Annotated in this window: 20 protein-coding genes; 9 read left to right on the top strand and 11 right to left on the bottom strand. The window is 38.9% G+C overall.

Translation table 11 applies throughout. The annotated features are described in order from the left end of the window. Window positions 1-232: 232 nt before the first annotated feature. From EXE09_RS16420 to EXE09_RS16435, 4 genes are all read right to left on the bottom strand, one after another. Window positions 233-1,093, bottom strand: coding sequence for an acyl-CoA thioesterase (locus EXE09_RS16420; protein ID WP_130117962.1), 861 nt, complete (start codon window positions 1,091-1,093; stop codon window positions 233-235). Between the two features lie 148 nt (window positions 1,094-1,241). Beyond that, complete coding sequence (locus EXE09_RS16425) at window positions 1,242-1,817, bottom strand: xanthine phosphoribosyltransferase (RefSeq protein WP_068973620.1); 576 nt, start codon at window positions 1,815-1,817, stop codon at window positions 1,242-1,244. A gap of 103 nt (window positions 1,818-1,920) precedes the next feature. Next, window positions 1,921-2,628 carry a DUF3108 domain-containing protein gene (locus EXE09_RS16430; protein WP_130113815.1) on the bottom strand — a complete coding sequence of 236 codons (708 nt, stop codon included), beginning with the start codon at window positions 2,626-2,628 and terminating at the stop codon, window positions 1,921-1,923. Window positions 2,629-3,092: 464 nt separating this feature from the next. After that, the gene (locus EXE09_RS16435) at window positions 3,093-3,782 is read right to left on the bottom strand and encodes a hypothetical protein (RefSeq protein WP_130117963.1); all 690 of its coding nucleotides are present in this window, start codon (window positions 3,780-3,782) and stop codon (window positions 3,093-3,095) included. 229 nt (window positions 3,783-4,011) lie between these two features. On the opposite strand from EXE09_RS16435, the gene EXE09_RS16440 reads away from it, so the two are divergent. After that, the gene (locus EXE09_RS16440) at window positions 4,012-4,893 is read left to right on the top strand and encodes an energy transducer TonB (protein WP_130117964.1); all 882 of its coding nucleotides are present in this window, start codon (window positions 4,012-4,014) and stop codon (window positions 4,891-4,893) included. A 43-nt stretch (window positions 4,894-4,936) separates the two neighbouring features. Here EXE09_RS16440 and EXE09_RS16445 read toward each other — a convergent pair whose 3' ends face one another. Genes EXE09_RS16445 through radC form a run of 3 tightly spaced genes read right to left on the bottom strand, consistent with a single transcriptional unit; the run spans window position 4,937 to window position 6,958 of the window. Further along, a complete protein-coding gene (locus EXE09_RS16445; RefSeq protein WP_130117965.1) occupies window positions 4,937-5,224 on the bottom strand; it encodes an antibiotic biosynthesis monooxygenase family protein in 288 nt (95 codons plus the stop codon). Between the two features lie 36 nt (window positions 5,225-5,260). Next, the gene (locus EXE09_RS16450) at window positions 5,261-6,172 is read right to left on the bottom strand and encodes a bestrophin family protein (protein WP_068973624.1); all 912 of its coding nucleotides are present in this window, start codon (window positions 6,170-6,172) and stop codon (window positions 5,261-5,263) included. A 39-nt stretch (window positions 6,173-6,211) separates the two neighbouring features. After that, window positions 6,212-6,958 (bottom strand): RadC family protein, encoded by a 747-nt coding sequence (gene radC / locus EXE09_RS16455; RefSeq protein WP_130117966.1) that lies wholly within the window; start codon window positions 6,956-6,958, stop codon window positions 6,212-6,214. 114 nt (window positions 6,959-7,072) lie between these two features. On the opposite strand from radC, the gene coaBC reads away from it, so the two are divergent. From coaBC to EXE09_RS16475, 4 genes are all read left to right on the top strand, one after another. Further along, window positions 7,073-8,338 (top strand): bifunctional phosphopantothenoylcysteine decarboxylase/phosphopantothenate--cysteine ligase CoaBC, encoded by a 1,266-nt coding sequence (gene coaBC / locus EXE09_RS16460; protein WP_130117967.1) that lies wholly within the window; start codon window positions 7,073-7,075, stop codon window positions 8,336-8,338. Window positions 8,339-8,468: 130 nt separating this feature from the next. Beyond that, a complete protein-coding gene (locus tag EXE09_RS16465) occupies window positions 8,469-8,843 on the top strand; it encodes a cytochrome b562 (RefSeq protein WP_130117968.1) in 375 nt (124 codons plus the stop codon). Between the two features lie 162 nt (window positions 8,844-9,005). Further along, window positions 9,006-9,845, top strand: coding sequence for a bifunctional transcriptional activator/DNA repair enzyme AdaA (locus tag EXE09_RS16470; protein ID WP_130117974.1), 840 nt, complete (start codon window positions 9,006-9,008; stop codon window positions 9,843-9,845). Next, on the top strand, window positions 9,832-10,494 hold the full coding sequence (locus EXE09_RS16475) for an alpha-ketoglutarate-dependent dioxygenase AlkB family protein (RefSeq protein ID WP_130117969.1): 663 nt from the start codon (window positions 9,832-9,834) through the stop codon (window positions 10,492-10,494). The genes EXE09_RS16470 and EXE09_RS16475 overlap by 14 nt, the downstream gene beginning before the upstream one ends. A gap of 35 nt (window positions 10,495-10,529) precedes the next feature. On the opposite strand, the gene secB is transcribed toward EXE09_RS16475, so the two are convergent. From secB to rsgA, 4 genes are all read right to left on the bottom strand, one after another. Beyond that, the gene (secB, locus tag EXE09_RS16480; protein ID WP_068973628.1) at window positions 10,530-10,988 is read right to left on the bottom strand and encodes a protein-export chaperone SecB; all 459 of its coding nucleotides are present in this window, start codon (window positions 10,986-10,988) and stop codon (window positions 10,530-10,532) included. A 44-nt stretch (window positions 10,989-11,032) separates the two neighbouring features. Then, complete coding sequence (gene grxC, locus EXE09_RS16485; protein ID WP_068973629.1) at window positions 11,033-11,290, bottom strand: glutaredoxin 3; 258 nt, start codon at window positions 11,288-11,290, stop codon at window positions 11,033-11,035. Window positions 11,291-11,306: 16 nt separating this feature from the next. Beyond that, window positions 11,307-11,717 (bottom strand): rhodanese-like domain-containing protein, encoded by a 411-nt coding sequence (locus EXE09_RS16490; protein ID WP_068973630.1) that lies wholly within the window; start codon window positions 11,715-11,717, stop codon window positions 11,307-11,309. A gap of 91 nt (window positions 11,718-11,808) precedes the next feature. Further along, entirely contained in the window at window positions 11,809-12,867 is a 1,059-nt protein-coding gene (gene rsgA / locus EXE09_RS16495; RefSeq protein WP_087553812.1) for a ribosome small subunit-dependent GTPase A, read from the bottom strand. A 122-nt stretch (window positions 12,868-12,989) separates the two neighbouring features. Between rsgA and orn the strand changes: the two genes are divergently transcribed. The 4 genes from orn to EXE09_RS16515 form a co-directional block, all read left to right on the top strand. Further along, a complete protein-coding gene (gene orn / locus EXE09_RS16500; RefSeq protein ID WP_068973632.1) occupies window positions 12,990-13,547 on the top strand; it encodes an oligoribonuclease in 558 nt (185 codons plus the stop codon). 211 nt (window positions 13,548-13,758) lie between these two features. After that, a complete protein-coding gene (locus EXE09_RS16505; RefSeq protein ID WP_068973633.1) occupies window positions 13,759-14,493 on the top strand; it encodes a Bax inhibitor-1/YccA family membrane protein in 735 nt (244 codons plus the stop codon). Window positions 14,494-14,645: 152 nt separating this feature from the next. Continuing rightward, window positions 14,646-15,449, top strand: coding sequence for an enoyl-ACP reductase FabI (locus tag EXE09_RS16510; protein ID WP_130117970.1), 804 nt, complete (start codon window positions 14,646-14,648; stop codon window positions 15,447-15,449). A gap of 165 nt (window positions 15,450-15,614) precedes the next feature. After that, a partial coding sequence (locus tag EXE09_RS16515) for a type VI secretion system Vgr family protein (RefSeq protein WP_130117971.1) occupies window positions 15,615-17,396 on the top strand: 1,782 nt, incomplete at its 3' end.

The following is a 17,396-nucleotide window of genomic DNA, read 5'->3' on the forward strand; positions in this document are numbered from 1 at the left end:
CTCACTCAATAAAGTCCATTTTTCTTTATTAAGCCATGATTAATCTATATTTTTATTCAAAGTATCTGATTTTATAGCGGTTTAAGAATATTTTATTATTTAAAACTCTTGAAACAACCATGTCAGATACATGACATATTTTTGATTGTAAACGAAAGACCAGATAAGTCTTTATATTTTATGTGAATACAATCGAAACATGAATCAAGTCATTTTCTTTCAAACATGAATTTTATGGGCGGACTCGCATTAAACTTTCTTGGGTCACACTACTGACCAATTTACCATTTTGCCAAAATTGACCATAGTTAATACCACGTGATTGACTTGATCGAGTGGCATGCATGTCATAGAGCAACCAGTCATCTACACGAAATTCACTATGAAAATAAATCGCATGATCTAGGCTTGCACTGCGAACACCACCATTGGCATAGCTGATCCCATGTGGGCGTAGCGAAGTGGTGAGCAGATTGTAGTCTGAGTAATATGCCAAAATGGCTTGATGGAACATGGGAATATCAAACTCATTTGTCAATTTGTCAAAGGTTTGCACATATTCCGCATATTCTGCTTCAGCCTTTTCTGGGCGAAATGGATTGACGGGATTCACAGGATGCATTCTTAAATCGAACTGGCGCATGACAACTTCACGCATGAATTCAGGAATATCATTTTGATTGAGTATTTTAAGCTCTTGTTCTGATTTAAAGCTTTCTGGCACAGGATATTCTGGTGCAGCAGTTTGATACTCCAAGCCTTGTTCAGGTTTGGCAAAGGAAATCATCGCTGAAAATATTACAGTACCATCTTGTAGTGCGTAAACTTGGCGAGTGGCAAAGCTTTTACCATCACGTAAATTTTCTACTTTATAAAGTACAGGTAGGTCAGTTCGACCACTGCGAATAAAATAAGCATGTAAGGAGTGTGCAGGACGATCTGTGGTTTTGGAGGCAGCAATTAGAGACTGCCCAAGAATTTGCCCACCAAATAAATGTGTTCCAAACAGGTCAGTGCATTGTGCCTGAAAAAGATATTCATCCATTTTCTGCACATTGAGTAAGTTGATGAGATTCTGAGTAATTGATTCCATTCTATTTTATTGACCTAAATTTTATTTCTAAAAACAATATAGTTGAAAATGTAGGTTAAATGAATGGTCAAAATGATGCTTATATTTTCAAAAAGTATAAAAAAGAGCGCATAGCGCGCTCGATTTTAGATACAGGCTTTATTCGAAATTATTCTTTCACAAAAGTCACAGTACCATTTGCCAATGACTCAACACGAGCCAATGATTCAACACGGTAACCTTTATCAAGTAAAAGTTGACGACCTGGTTGGAAAGATTTTTCAATCACAATACCAATACCGACAACATCAGCTTCAGCTTGATGAATCAAATCTGCAAGACCTAATGCTGCTTGACCATTTGCCAAGAAGTCATCGATCACTAAAGCTTTGTCGCCTTTGACAATGTGCTTTTTAGAAATCGCAATGGTACTTTCAATTTGTTTGGTAAAAGAGAATACTTTTGAACGGTATAAATCATCTTTAAGCGTTAAAGATTGATATTTACGAGCAAAAATAACGGGTACACCAAGTTCCAAACCAGCCATCACAGCAGGTGCAATACCTGAAGCTTCAATTGTGATGATTTTGGTAATACCTGCGTCTTTAAAAAGACGAGCAAATTCTTGACCAATGAGCTGCATCATCGCAGGGTCAATTTGATGGTTTAGAAAAGAATCGACTTTCAGAACTTGATCAGATAGAACGATACCTTCAGCTAAGATTTTCTGTTCTAGTGCGTACACAGGGAGAATCCTCTAAGGGCAAGGTGCTTTTTAAAGCAAAGGCGTATTTTAAAAAGCACCCAAAAAAATGCAAGCTGAATTTAACTAAATGGTGAAAAATCTCTTATTTTTTGTAACCTGTTAAGGTTAAGTTATAAGAAGTATTGCCATCGACGTGTGACATTTTCACTGGTGCATAGTCTAATTGCGGTGCTAACCAAAAGATTGAGCTTTTAGCTTTATTGTCATGGGTGAGTACAACTTTAATGGTGTTGTATGTTCCCGCAGGTGTTTTTACTGTTTCAGTGCCTTGTTTAACAAAGTGACGCGTATCTAAACCTTTGGCATCTGCAATCAAATAGCTTGATTTTAAACCACCCGCTTTTAAGTCTTCACGAACTTGCAGTTCAGCATTTAACTCATCCAATGCACCTGCTTTCCAAGCAAAAGAACGTGGTGTGTCTTTTTTCTTGGTGTTAATGGTTTTGCTGTTTGGATTAAAGTTAATGGTCATGGTATCGCTATGTACCAAAATTTTACTGGTACGGCTGAAACTATTTGAAGTGATTTGACCATTACTAAAGTTAAAGTTACTGGTTTCACTGGCAGATGCCATACCAATCGCTTTGGCAGTAAAGACATATTTCCAATTATTACCGCTTTGGCTCAGAGTACGTGTAGCTGAACCTAAGTTTTTACCATTATAAGCAAACTGATAACTTGCTTGGAATGGACTCATGGCAAGCGCATTGCTTGAAAATCCCACTAAAAGCATTGCAGTTGAAAGACCTGTTGCCATGCTCAATGTTTTGAATAATGTTTTTGCCATCATTAAATGTCCTATGCATTTAAAAGTCTGAGTCTATTATGGAGGCTAATTCGGTATAAAATATCAAATTTTTAATTAAAACTGTGAACTTATGTATAAGTTTTGAGTATTTAGCCTTGAAATTTAATTACCGATATTACGTACTTCAAAAGTAAAGTATCGTTTTAAACTGTTTTGAAGCTTACTCAGCGGAGTCTTACATCAAAAGTTTTGATTTAGGGATTAGCCTTCCGCTGGACTTACTTTTCTTTCGGGAAAATGAGAAGCGAAGCTTCGCAAGAAAACCAACTTGCGGAGCGTTGCTCCTCACCGCAAGACTCGTCAACTACCATCTTTTGATTGATATATCGCAGAAACGTTAACTTACAGATGTAGTCCTGCCTCAAACACGTTGCGGATGACGTTGTCGCGTATCTATTTTTTATCGAGATGCAATTTGTGATTTTGATGTTACTGCGTAACATCAGTTAATCATCATTCTTTTGTTTGATCGGTGTGACTTCGCTATCGATATAGTCGTCATCATCTTCCCAATCATCAAAACGATCTTCACGGAATTTACTAAAGAGCGCAGTGAGATTGACATTGCCAATCACCACCAATTCAGCTTCTCGTAACTCAGCATGATTAACATGAACTTTATTCAATGCATCGATGATAGAACGGTTTTTGCCTAACCAGCGATTCAGGTCTAAATGAAGTAATTCATCTTTGACTGTGACGACTTCAAATTTCTCTAAGATCATACCGAGAGGGTCTTTTTTTAATATTTTCTGATAGAAAAATAGCGCCGATTTAACCCCAATTTTATAGAGCCAACTTGGATATTGGGCTTCAATCACTTGGGTATTACTGATTTGTTCAAATACGATCAGTTGCATATCTTTATTGAGTTCCATTTGAATCAATTTTAGATCTACAGAAAGTACCAGATGCATACCTTTTACATTCAGTGTTGCATAGAGTCTGAGCCAATCATTATGCAGGTCAGCGTGTAAGTCTTCTAAAATTTTTACGTTGTCTGTGACATAGCGCTGAAAGGTTGCATTTAAAAATACTTGAGAAACTGGAAACTCGCGTTCTTCTTCTATAAAACCTTCGGCTTTTTGGTATACTTGTCGAATACGTTTAGCAATGTTAGAAAGCAGCGTCGGCATAAGTATTGTCCCAAATCATCAACATTTTAAGGTGATAAACTTGTCGATCATTAAAAAAATTAAGTCTAAGGATTGCAGTTTAACAAAAAACATTGCACCATTTTTAGTGTTTTAAAATTACGTCGTTATTTACACTCATTCAGTCGCAAAGTTGCTGAATAATGTCAGATTAAGCTTATTTTAATGCGTTTTAAATTTGGCGGTTGGGGAATTTTGTCGGATAAATGTCATGATAAAAAAATTATATGCAGATACCAAGCATTTAGACTATTGGTGGCAAGATCCGTTATTTATCGGTGCTGTCTCAGTTGCAGTCATTACGCATCTGCTTTTTTTATCGATCCAATTTGGCATGCCTCAACAAAATGATGCTGCGACCAAAGAAATCGCGATCTCAATTCGACCAAGTGAAGACAAAGTCAAAGATGCGGACTTTCTCGCTCAAGCTGATCAGCAGGGTTCAGGGACATTCCGTAAAGAACATCGTATGTCGAGCGATATGCCTGCTCAAGCAGAAGATCAAAGTGCTGGGGATCAGCAGTTACAAGCTTTGGAACAAATGCAACAAAAGCGTGAATTAAACTTTGAAGAAAAAGTATTGATGACGGTTTTAAGTTGGCAGAAACAAGCCGAGCAAAATGATCGTAAAAAAGCTATGGAAGAGTTGCAAAGCCAAATGCAAGCTAAGGCTGCAATGGTGGCAAGCTTAGAGGCGCAATATTTACAGAAACAGCAAAACTTTAGTAAGCAACAAAAAATTAAAACTCTTGACGGTATACAAGCCAAACAAGATGCTTCAGCTGGTTATTTAGATAAGTTTCGTGAAAAAGTCGAAATGTATGGCAACCGTTATTATCCTGATCTTGCGAAGCAACAACGCCTTTCTGGTGAGGTTCGTTTGATGGTGATTTTAAACAATGAAGGTGGAATACGAGCAATCCGTCTGGTAGAAAGCTCAGGGCATTCAATCTTGGATGAAGCAGCCAAGAACTCAGTCCGTAAGGGTGCGCCGTTTGGACGCTTTGATGCGAAAATGAAGGATATTTCAGAACTTCGTATTATTCGAACTTGGCGCTTTGATCCTGCGGAAGCTGAGTTTGAAGTACGTTGATTGATGAATAATGATTCATTCATCAATCTAATTGAGTCAATTATTAAGGATAACGTCTTAAAACTTCACCAATCTCAACACTAAAACTTTCATACCATTTTTCTTTACCGATGCCTTGTGCTGCTTGGTGTTCTGCATCTTTATGCCAAGCCTGAATATCTTCAAGTGAGTCCCAATAAGACAGTGCGATTTCAAAACCATTTTCAGCGATAGATTCAAACTGTTTACAATGAAACTGGCTTAAGGCTTTATCACGTAAACGTTGCGCTGTTTGAAAATATTCAGGATCTAGCTGTTTTACTTTGGCTTTAAAAATCACAACATATTTCACAATGATTCCTTATTGCTGATTCAGATAATGGTTTGACTACAACAAATTATTATCATGTGCTTGAATTGGTGGCGGGGTTGGTTTTCCAAGCGTTCCTAGCAATTCAATTTCAATCATACGTACCATCGAATCAAGCGGTAAGTCATTACTTTGTGTGCCAAAAGGTTCTTCAATTTCTGAACTTAGTGCATCTAAACCTAGAAATGTATAAGCCAAAATTCCGACTAAAAGTGGTGTCGCTAAACCCAATAAAGAACCTAAGCTAAATGGCAACATAAAGCAGAAGAAATACACTGTACGGTTGAGTAATACTGAATACGCAAAAGGCAGTGGCGTTGTTGCAATACGATCACAACCCGTTTGAACAAGGCTGAGTTCATTGACATGCTCATTTAACTGCGTATAAATAATATCGGAAATTTCACCTTCTTTCAGTGCTTGCATCAGTTCCCATTGAATCAAACTGAGCGTGTATTGTGGTGCATTATTCTGTTGGTACAGCTGTGTTAAAGCCTGTTGGCTCATGCCACTGGTTTGTACAAGTGCATCAGGGTTCATGGTTTGATGTCTTAAGCGATCACGTAACACATTGGCATAGACAATCACATGTTGAATGATTCGCTCACGACGACCTTGCGGAAAGATACGACAGTCACGGTCAAAGTGTCGTGCATTAGCGATGAGCATGCCCCAGAGCTTACGAGCCTCCCACCAACGGTCATAACAGGCGGTATTTTTAAAACCTAAAAAGATTGACAGCACTACACCGATCAGGGTGAAGCCGACAAGTGGAAGTTCTGGAAAACGGTAAATGTCAGTATATTCAATGCCACCGACAATCGCCGAAATCAGCATCACAAAGCCGAGAGGAGGCAAAACCTTGGGTAAAATCGTTCCACGCCAAGAAAATAACAGTTTTAGGGTGTCGTTTTGTTCACGAACAATCATTGCATTTGTATCTATATTTTTTAAGTGATCTTCACTGCTTCATGGGCACTTGTCAACAGTATTCGCTGGGAAAGTCTTCGATTTGATAAGCGCATGTTCAGCAAACGAATAACTTTGCTCAGAAGCAATAATAATATGATCCAATAATTCTATTTCAAGCAGTTGACATGCAGTCAAAATTTGTTGAGTTAAATCGTAATCTTCACGTGAAGGTTTGGCAAAACCTTTAGGGTGATTATGCGCAATCACGATAAACGTGGCATGCTTTTGAATGGCATAACGCAATAATTGGTTAATGGAAATATTGCAATAATTGATGGAACCAAAAAATAATTTCTTGAAACTGATTTTGCGCAATTGGCTGTCTAAGCAAAGTACAGCAAAAACTTCTTGTGCTTCACCGAGCAATTCATAACGTAAATAATCACGAATTAAATCAGAACGACTGAGATCTAAACCTTGATCTAACTGATTTTTTAGATAACGTCGACCGAGTTCTTTCACTGCCATGAGTTGTGAATATTTGGTATCTCCAATGCCATGAAATTGTCTTAAATCTTCTAAAGATGAATCAAAGACCGCATTTAAATTGCCAAAGTGTTGGATCAATAAACGTGACAACTCCACAGCAGAGTGTTGCTTAGAGCCTGAGCGTAGAAAAATAGCCAGTAGTTCTGCGTCGGATAAACTGTGTGCACCTTGTAAAAGTAAGCGTTCCCTTGGGCGTTCTTGTTCTGGCCATTGTTTAATGGACTGATGAGGCAAGGATGTTGTGGAATTATTCATTATTGTTCACATTTTAAAATTATTTTACTTTTCATATTTCTCCTCTGAACTGCTTGGGAGATGCTCTATTTAATGCTATTGTGAGCGCCACTGCAACAGAAAGGTGACTTGATCGTGAGTTTCGATCTCAGTGTATTTTCTAATAAAAACATTATTCTCGCTGTTACTGGTGGTATCGCTGCCTATAAAAGTGCCATTCTAGTACGCCGTTTAAAGGATTATGGCTTTAACGTACGCGTGGTCATGACCAAAGGCGCTCAAGCATTTATTACACCATTAACCTTTCAAGCCTTATCTGGCAATCCTGTGCATACTGAATTATTAGACCCAGAAGCGGAAGCGGGCATGGGGCATATAGAGTTAGCACGTTGGGCGGATTTGATTCTGGTTGCGCCTGCAAGTTGTGACACGATTGCCAAGTTCGCAGCAGGTTTGGCGGATGATTTACTCAGCACCGTATACTTAGCCACCAAAGCACCTGTCTGGGTTGCACCAGCAATGAATCAACAAATGTGGGCGGCAAAACCGACTCAGCGCAATTTAAATACTTTGGTTGAAGATGGTGTGCATGTGATTTTGCCTGAATCAGGCTCACAAGCATGTGGTGATGTTGGTTTGGGACGTATGCCTGAACCTGAAGATTTGGCAGAACAAGTCAAAGATTATTTCCATCAAGCGCAACGTGCGATTGCTGAAAAGTTTGGTTTATTGGCAGGCAAGCGAGTGGTGATTACCGCTGGACCTACACGAGAAGCAATTGACCCTGTACGTTATATTTCTAACCACAGTACTGGGAAAATGGGCTTTGCGATTGCCGCAGCATGTTATAGCGCAGGGGCAAAAGTGACTTTATTGGCAGGTCCAGTGAGCCTAGATACCCCAAATGGTGTTAAACGAATTAATGTTTCTTCTGCTATTAAAATGTTAGATGAAAGTTTGCATCAACTCGAAGAAGGTTGTGATGTATTTATCGCAACAGCAGCGGTGGCTGATTATCGTGTGGCAGAAGTGGCTGAACATAAAATCAAGAAAGCAGGCGATGAGCTGAATGTTTCTTTGATTAAAAACCCTGATATTGTCGCAACCATTGCCAAGCAAGAAAAGCGCCCATTTATGGTGGGGTTTGCAGCAGAAACACGTAATGTAGAAGAATACGCAGCTGGGAAATTAGTTGCGAAAAAACTCGATATGATTGCGTGTAATGATGTGTCCCGTACAGACATTGGATTTGCTTCTGATGAAAATGCCATGATTGTGTTCTTTGCAGAGCAATATCAAATGGAAAAACGTGATCTTGAAAAAGCCTCTAAGCAAGAAATCGCACAGCAATTGGTGGAAGCGATTCATGATGCTTTGCACAATGAAATAGAGCCTGTTTAGTACTGAATTTTAGACATAAAAATGCAACGAATCCGTTGCATTTTTTATTGGTGTTTTTGAACTTTTAAATTATGTTTAATCTTAAAAATGGATAATTATTCAAATAGCCAAAGTTTTAAGGAAGATCAAAATGATCAAAAAAACGTTAGCCACGATGATGCTTGTTTCAACTGTTGCAATCAGTTCAATGAGTTTTGCTGCAAGTTTAGAAGACAATATGAAAACGCTTGGAAAAAGTTATAAAGCGTTTAACCAAACCAATAATGCTGCAGAAGCCAATAAAGCACTCGATAATATGCGTGCTGCTGCAACGGATGCAAAAAAAGTGAAGTTGAAAGGTCGGGGTGATGCCAAAGCACCAACTTCAACACAGTTATATGATCAATTGATTGCTCAAATTGACAAAACACAGGCTGTGGTAAAAGCAGGGCATTTAGATCATGCCAAAATGGAAGGCAAGAAAATTGCTGAGATTCGTGATCAAGGGCATAAGATTTATCATTAATTGATATCAATTCTTGCCAGTGATATTTTAAAAACCGCTAGTTGGATTACTAGCGGTTTTATTTTTAAGGCTAAAACATAAAAATATTCAAACTGCACATGATTCGGATTTTTTCTTTTCGATGTTACTGCTAAGTTAAAACAAGAAGATGAGGGAAATATGATGCAAGCACAGATTCAGTTTGAACGTATTACTAAAGCCATTGAATATATTCAAAACAATTTTAAAGATCAGCCGAATTTAGATGAGGTTGCCGAGCATTTGCATTTAAGTCCCGCGCATTTTCAACGCTTATTCACGGAATGGGCGGGAACTAGCCCGAAGAAATTTTTGCAATATATCAGTTTGACGCATGCTAAAAATATTCTAAAACAAGATCGTAGTGTATTTGATGCGACTTTTGAAACTGGGCTATCCAGTACCAGTCGCTTACATGAATTATTTGTACAAATTGAAGGCATGACGCCTACTGAATATAAAAATGGTGGGGAAAATCTTAAAATTAATTATCAGTGTACAGATACTCGATTTGGCAGAGTTTTAATTGCTTCAACCTCAAAAGGCATTTGTAAAATGTCTTTTATTGAAGCTGATATAGAGGCATTAAATGAATTAGTTGAACAATTTCCAAAAGCTCAATTTATTTGGCAATCAGATGAGTTACAAGAAAATGCGCTCTCCATATTTTCATTGGAGAATGTAGATTTACCACAAATTAAATTACATCTTAAAGGCACGGATTTTCAGCTTAAAGTTTGGGAATGCTTACTGAAAATTCCAATGGGGCAGTTGTCATCTTATGGGGAAATTGCCAAACATATAGATGCCCCAAAAGCCTCTCGCACAGTGGGTACAGCCATTGGTGCAAATCCTGTGGCTTTTTTAATTCCTTGCCATCGTGTGATTCAAGCAACGGGTGTGCTAGGTGAATATCATTGGGGAAAAGTTCGAAAAACAGCAATGATCGGTTGGGAAGCAGGGCACTGTCATGAGCCAGTCTAAAGGAATTTCAGAGCAGATCGGCTTTGATTTAGAAAACTCTGAAACGTATTTTAATGAAAACTTACTTCCCAAAGATGGAACAGTGAATTATTTTGGCAAAATATTAGATCATGAAACTGCAAACCATTATTTCAATCAGTTATTGAAAACTATAGAGTGGCAACATGATCGAGCCGTGATTTTTGGAAAAACGGTAATAACCAAGCGGAAAGTGGCTTGGTATGGAGAACAGGATTTTTCTTATCGTTATTCTGGAACGGAAAAGCGAGCTTTGCCTTGGACAAAGGAATTATTAGAGCTAAAACAATTGGTTGAAACCCAAACTAGCGAAACATTTAATTCATGTTTATTGAACCTTTATCACTCAGGTGAAGAGGGGATGGCATGGCACAGTGATGGTGAAACAGATTTAAAAAAGAATGGGGCTATCGCTTCGTTGAGTTTTGGCGCAGAACGAAGATTTTTATTTAAGCATAAGAATACGCAAGAAAAAGTTGAAGTCTTATTGGAACATGGCAGTTTATTGGTCATGAAAGATTGTACCCAAAGCTTTTGGTTACATCGTTTACCACCGATGAAGAAAGTGAAGATGGTACGAATTAATCTGACGTTTAGAACAATTATTTCAAAGCAAAAAAAGACCGCATAAAGCGGTCTTTTGAATCAAAACTTAATCCAATAGAATTAAGCTTGACCTTCAGCAGCAGCGGCTTGAGCACGTTCCATATTTGCTTCGAACTCGGCATCAAAATTGATTGGAGTAAGAAGTAATTGTGGGAAGCTGCCTTTAGTCACAAGATCATTCACCGCTTCACGTAAGAATGGGAACAAAATGTTCGGGCAGTAAGCGCCTAAGATATAAGGAAGACGGTCTTCTTCGATACCATCAATCAAGAAAATACCAGATTGAGTTACATCGACGATAAATGCAGTATCACCCGCATTATTCGCTTGAACCACAACTTTTAAAGATACTTCAAAGTGTGTTTCATCAATTTTTTCAGCAGCAGAAGACAAATTGATGTTGAGTTCAGGTTGCCATTCTTTGGTAAAAACTTGAGCCCCAGGCACTTCAAAAGAAATATCTTTTGTATAAATACGTTCTAAAGCTAATTGTGGTTGAGCTTGTTGTTCTTCACTCATTCTTTATTCCTTAAATTCTCAGAAGTGATTTGTAAAACAATTCATTATGCAAGTAATTCATCGAGCTTGCCTGCTTTTTCTAAAGCATAAAGCTGGTCAAAACCACCGATAAATTCATTATTAATAAAAATTTGTGGCACGGTACGGTGCTTGGTTTTTTGCATGAGCTCAAGCTTAACTTCTGGTGCTTCCTGATCAAGATTGATTTCAGAAAAAGTTACACCTTTACGCTCAAGTAAAGACTTTGCACGTACACAGTAAGGGCAGAAAGTTGTTGAATAAACTTTTACTTCAGCAGTCATGTTGAGCTCCTATAGCTTATTTTTTAGCTTTAACCAATGGTAAGCCTTGGGCTTTCCAGTTACTAATACCACCATCTAAACGATAGCTGTCTGCATGACCGACTTGTTGTAAGGCACTTCCTGCAACTTGACCCAAGTTACAGATGAACACCAACGGACGATCCGCAGCTTTTAACTCTTCAATATGGGTTGCAATTTGACTATATGGAATATTACGGCTACCACTGACATGTCCTTCACGGAAGTCTTTAGCATCACGCAAATCAATCAACATCGCATTTTTAGCTTTTACTAAAATACCGAGTGATTGTGGTGAAATTTTACGACCACTACGTTGCCCTTCAAAAATAAAGAACAAAATAATCAGTGCCCCTAAAATACCAAATAAGAAGGGGTGATTCCCCATAAACTCAAACCAACGTTCCACAAGTCACCTAATTACAATCAAAAATTGCGTCGAGTATAGCGTATATATATGGTGATCAAAATCACCGCTTCAAGGTCAGCAACAAAGAAATTTAATTTTTTTGTTGTGCCTCAGTTATTTCTTCAATTAATCGTAAATAACTTTCATGTCGTCTGCCCAATATTTCACCTTCTTGCACGGCTTTTTTTATTGCACATTGCTTTTCATGGGTATGGGTGCAGTTGCGATATTGGCAATGTCCAATTAAGTTTGAAATTTCTGGGAATCCTGCATCGATTTTTTCTAAATCTAAATGCCACAGACCAAACTCTCGGATTCCTGGTGAATCAATCAATGCACCATTTTCACCAAAACGAATTAAACGCGTTGAAGTCGTGGTGTGTTGTCCCAGTGCAGAGTTTTCAGAAATAATATTGGTCTTTTGTGCTGCGTCAGGAACAATGATATTAATCAGGGTACTTTTACCAACACCAGACTGTCCAACAAATGCAACGGTTTCATTGTCTAGTCGCTTTTCAAGCTCACTGATATCGCCCTCAGATTGAGTGATTAACACTTCATAGCCTAAGTCTTGATATTCTTTGAGCATATCTAGAATTGGATCATTTTCTTTGAGCAAGTCTGATTTGTTTAAGACCAATAAAACTGGAATATCTGCATCTGCGCATGCCACTAAATAGCGGTCGATCAATGTCGGTGCAGGTTCTGGAAGTGGTGCAAATACAATGACAATTAAACTGATATTGGCAGCCACAGGCTTAACTTTATGATAACGATCTGGGCGTGTCAGCAATGAATTTCTTGGCTGAATCGCAGTGATAATGCCTAAACCCGTATTGGGATCAGCTTGCCATTTGACGCGATCACCTGTGACCAAAAGTTCTAAATTGGTACGGGTATGACAACGCCAAACGCTATTGAGCTCGATGGGTTTCCAAAACGGTTCAGGTTCGCCGTCATTGACAATCGGCTTTTGCGGATGTGGGCTAGGCGTAGAAAGGGCTTGTACTTCGAGTTGTCGTCCATAATGTTGAACAACTAGACCTTCAAGGTCATTGGAGGTATCGAGGTCTTCTTGACGTGTTTGATGTTGTTTCTGAATGCGACGTTGCTGCTGTTCAGTTAAACGACGTTTACGAATTAAAGCCATTCATATCCTAAAAACCTTGAAAATTAGAACGCAAAAATACCATGATGGGCGAATGAATTACAGCGAAGTTGCAAGAAATTTGCTACTATTCTTGTTTTATTAGCCCAATAAGATTGCACGATATGAGCAGCACTCCAGATACCCGCTTGATTTGGATCGACCTTGAGATGACAGGGTTGGATACCGATAATGATAAGATCATTGAAATCGCAACAATTGTGACCGATGATAATCTCAACATCTTGGCGGAAGGGCCTGTGCTGGCTGTGCATCAATCAGATATTATTCTGAACGCAATGGATGAGTGGAATACCAAACAACATGGTCAGTCGGGTTTGATTGAACGTGTTCGCCGTAGTAAATTGACAGCTCAAGATGCGGAACAACAGACTTTAGAATTCTTAAAGAAATGGGTAAATGCGAAGTCTTCACCAATGTGTGGGAACTCGATCTGCCAAGACCGTCGTTTCATGCATCGCTTAATGCCAGAGCTTGAACAATTCTTCCATTATCGTAATTTAGATGTGTCTTCTGTTAAAGAGTTGGCGAAACGCTGGAGACCTGAAATTATGGGTGGTTTGAAAAAGAACGCATCACATTTGGCAATGGATGACATTCGTGATTCGATTGCAGAATTGAAATATTATCGTCAATATTTTTTCATTGCGAATCAAGACTAAATCTACCGTAATGATGGTTTAAATCGTAAAGTTAAATCAGAGGCATTTATTGCCTCTTTTTTATTCACTTTGTATTCTGGAATTTTCAGTTATACTGAGTGCGTATCATTTACGACAACTCGTTACAAAAAATAGCAAGCAGTACATTTGTTTGCATATAAAACATTTTAATATCCTTTTATATATTTGAATTATTACAAAGAGATCGCTTATGCAAAGTAATAACCCGATTTTAAGCCGTGCGGAAACCTATGCGGATTATGAACAACCAATGACGATTCAAGGTGCAATTCAAAAGTCAGTTTTATTGACTGTGATTGCAGCAGTACTTGGTTTAGGTATTTTCTTTTATTGTATGTTCACCTTAAATGCAGGAATTGCTGTTGCATCTGCTATTGTCGGTGCAGTGGGTGGTCTAATTCTAGGTTTGATTACCACGTTTAAACCGAATACAGCTCGTGTTTTAGCGATTCCTTATGCATTTTTTGAGGGTGCATTTTTAGGTGGTGTTTCTGTTATTTTTCAGATGAAATTTCCAGGCGTACCTTTACAAGCTTTATTGGCAACATTTGTGACGACACTGGTTTTGTTTGCTTTATATAAGTTCCAAATCATTCGTGCAACTGAAAAATTTAAATCGATCGTGATCTCTGCTTCAATTGCGATTGCTTTGGTATTTGTTGTGCAGATCATCATGCGTTTAGCATTTGGAAGCAGCATTCCAGGTCTATTTGAAAGCTCTTGGTTAGGCATTGGTTTTGCTGCTTTTGTTGCTGTGATTGCTTCATTAAACTTGATCTTAGACTTTGATTTAATCGAATCAGCAGCAGCACAACGCGCACCTAAATCATACGAATGGTTATGTGGTATCGCATTACTCGCAACATTGGTCTGGATGTATTATTCATTCCTACGTTTATTCAGTTTAATTTCTGGTGATGACTAATTTTTATATTGTTATTGACCAAAATAAAACGCGCTTGATATAGCGCGTTTTTTTATGTTTTTGGTAATCTTTTAAAAAAAGATGCATTATGCAATTTTGTTCTGTGTCAACTCTTGGCATTATGCTTACAAAATTGATCAAGTGAGAATTTCATGGCACAAGGACTATTGGCAGGTAAGCGTTTTTTAATTGCAGGTATTGCGAGTAAATTATCAATTGCATTTGGTATCGCTCAAGCACTTCACCGTGAGGGTGCAGAGCTTGCATTTACATATCCAAATGACAAACTTAAAAAACGTGTAGATGAGTTTGCTGAACAATTCGGCTCAACTTTAGTTTTTCCTTGTGATGTTGCTGTCGATGCAGACATTGACAATGCTTTTGCTGAACTTGCAAAGCATTGGGATGGTTTAGATGGTGTGGTTCACTCGATCGGCTTTGCACCTGCAAATACCCTTGACGGTGACTTTACCGATGTAACTGATCGTGAAGGCTTTAAAGTTGCACATGATATTAGTGCTTATAGCTTTGTTGCGATGGCACGTGCTGCAAAACCTTTGTTATTGGCTCGCCAAGGTTGCTTATTGACCCTAACTTATCAAGGTTCTGAGTCTGTAATGCCAAACTACAACGTGATGGGTATGGCAAAAGCATCTTTGGAAGCGGGTGTGCGTTATTTGGCGTCTAGCCTTGGTGCCGACGGTATTCGTGTTAATGCAATCTCAGCAGGTCCAATCCGTACTTTGGCAGCTTCAGGCATTAAATCTTTCCGTAAAATGTTAGATGCCAATGAAAAAATTGCACCATTAAAACGTAATGTGACGATTGAAGATGTGGGTAATGCTGCGTTATTCCTCTGCTCACCTTGGGCGAATGGGATTACAGGTGAAATTCTTTATGTAGATGCAGGCTTTAATACTGTAGGTATGAGCGCATCAATGATGGATGCCGAGTAATTTTTTACTCAATTTAAAAATAAAGCATTGAATTTATTTTAAAATCAGCACCTTGGTGCTGATTTTTTATTTATTAGTTAAATTGTATCATTTGTAGTTTTTTGTCGTTAAATTTGATTAAATAATAGTAATTTTTAAGATTAAATTAATTATAAGAATATCATTATGTTCGCCAATATATTTAAGGCATTAGAACAACTTGGACTTACCGCCCAAAAACGTGCCATCCATATCCAATTTACAAATACAGACTTAGACCAACACGTCTACTTACAACGCATCGACGGACAACATGCGTTGAATCAAGGCGTGTCTGCTGAACTCATTTGTCTCTCAACATCAGCCACCATTCCACTTAAACAATTCATCGGTACACAAGTTGCGATCGATCAAGTCACCGATCAAGGACAACTATTCCGTACCACAGGCATTATCACTGAAGCAGCCCAAGGACAAAGCGATGGCTCACTAACGATTTACAAACTCAAATTACAAGATGCAACGTCACTGTGGCATAAACGCCGAAACAGTCGTGTATTCATGAACAAATCGGCAGTTGAAGTCATCGAAACCATCTTTAAAGAATGGCAAGACAAAAGCCCTTTATTCGCATCAAGCCTAAGCCTTGATAAAAGTGGATTGCAAAAAGACTACGACATCCGCCCATTCATCATGCAAAGTAACGAAAGCGATTATGACTTTCTCACTCGCTTAATGCGTAGCGAAGGCATCAACTGGCTGATTGACGAAGCACAACTCCAAGTTCCAAATTCAGCAACACAAATTCAAGCACAAAAACTTCGCCTAATCGATGATAATAGTCAATACAAAGCGCTAGACCGTAGAAACATTCGCTACCATCGTAGCAGTGCCACAGAAAAACAAGACAGCATTACCAGCTTTATTGGACAACGCAGCCTACAACCCACAGCCGTTCACATACAGCGCTGGCAAGCTGATGTCCTCGAACAAGAAGAAGGTGCAGGCAGTGTTCAAAGTAAGCACCAACACAGCAACAACCAAGACAATGCCAGTCTTGGCTTAGAACAAGCATGGCATATCAGCCCTGCATGGATGCAAGACCTCAAAGGCGAAGACCAAGCCACAGCATCCAAAAACAGCCAAATTGAAAAGCTTAACCAAAACTTAAGTCACTACTACAATAGCCAGTCCAAACAATTCATCGCTAACTCAACCGTACGAGATGCACAAGTCGGCTACTGGTTCAAATTTACCGAACACCCAGAGATTGATCAACACAATGGCTCAGACCAAGAATTCCTGATCACCGAAAAAAACTACTACAACCAAAACAACTTACCGAAAGATCTCACTGATCAGATCAGTAAACTGCTTGAACAAAGCAATTGGATGAACCAAACTAATAACAATACAAACAACACAACAGAAGAACGCCAAGCCAATAGCTTAACGGTACAACGACGTAACATTACGACAGTTCCAGAATACAATCCACTCCACCATCGACCAAGCACCCATCCACAACGTGCCAAAGTGGTTGGGCCGAGTGGTGAAGAAATCCATGTCGATGAATGGGGACGTATCAAAGTCCGCTTCCTCTTCACTCGAACAGAAGATCATGGACATGATGGTGGTGCAGGTTCTAACGACAACGATACCGACTCAGCATGGGTCGATGTCCTTACCCCATGGGCAGGAGAAGGCTATGGGGTAAGATTCCTCCCGAGAATCGGTGAAATCGTTGTAATCGACTTCTTTGATGGCAACATCGACCGACCATTTGTCGTAGGACGCATTCACGAAGCCCAACGAAGTCCGACCCAATTCGACAAAAAGGGACAGTTACCTGACACCAAAAAACTGGCAGGGATTCGCTCTAAAGAATACCAAGGCGAGGGCTTTGGACAACTCCGTTTTGATGACACCACAGGACAAATCAGCTCACAACTGCAAAATAGCCATGGC

This window comes from Acinetobacter sp. WCHAc060025, assembly GCF_004209355.1.
GTDB lineage: Bacteria > Pseudomonadota > Gammaproteobacteria > Pseudomonadales > Moraxellaceae > Acinetobacter > Acinetobacter wuhouensis.

Excerpts from the sequence above, each read along its gene's own strand:
- EXE09_RS16420 (WP_130117962.1), bottom strand. The coding sequence starts at position 1,093 with ATGGAATCAATTACTCAGAATCTCATCAACTTACTCAATGTGCAGAAA.
- EXE09_RS16430 (WP_130113815.1), bottom strand. The coding sequence starts at position 2,628 with ATGATGGCAAAAACATTATTCAAAACATTGAGCATGGCAACAGGTCTT.
- EXE09_RS16435 (WP_130117963.1), bottom strand. The coding sequence starts at position 3,782 with ATGCCGACGCTGCTTTCTAACATTGCTAAACGTATTCGACAAGTATAC.
- EXE09_RS16440 (WP_130117964.1), top strand. The coding sequence starts at position 4,012 with ATGATAAAAAAATTATATGCAGATACCAAGCATTTAGACTATTGGTGG.
- EXE09_RS16450 (WP_068973624.1), bottom strand. The coding sequence starts at position 6,172 with ATGATTGTTCGTGAACAAAACGACACCCTAAAACTGTTATTTTCTTGG.
- radC (WP_130117966.1), bottom strand. The coding sequence starts at position 6,958 with ATGAATAATTCCACAACATCCTTGCCTCATCAGTCCATTAAACAATGG.
- EXE09_RS16465 (WP_130117968.1), top strand. The coding sequence starts at position 8,469 with ATGATCAAAAAAACGTTAGCCACGATGATGCTTGTTTCAACTGTTGCA.
- EXE09_RS16470 (WP_130117974.1), top strand. The coding sequence starts at position 9,006 with ATGCAAGCACAGATTCAGTTTGAACGTATTACTAAAGCCATTGAATAT.
- EXE09_RS16475 (WP_130117969.1), top strand. The coding sequence starts at position 9,832 with ATGAGCCAGTCTAAAGGAATTTCAGAGCAGATCGGCTTTGATTTAGAA.
- secB (WP_068973628.1), bottom strand. The coding sequence starts at position 10,988 with ATGAGTGAAGAACAACAAGCTCAACCACAATTAGCTTTAGAACGTATT.
- grxC (WP_068973629.1), bottom strand. The coding sequence starts at position 11,290 with ATGACTGCTGAAGTAAAAGTTTATTCAACAACTTTCTGCCCTTACTGT.
- rsgA (WP_087553812.1), bottom strand. The coding sequence starts at position 12,867 with ATGGCTTTAATTCGTAAACGTCGTTTAACTGAACAGCAGCAACGTCGC.
- orn (WP_068973632.1), top strand. The coding sequence starts at position 12,990 with ATGAGCAGCACTCCAGATACCCGCTTGATTTGGATCGACCTTGAGATG.
- EXE09_RS16505 (WP_068973633.1), top strand. The coding sequence starts at position 13,759 with ATGCAAAGTAATAACCCGATTTTAAGCCGTGCGGAAACCTATGCGGAT.
- EXE09_RS16510 (WP_130117970.1), top strand. The coding sequence starts at position 14,646 with ATGGCACAAGGACTATTGGCAGGTAAGCGTTTTTTAATTGCAGGTATT.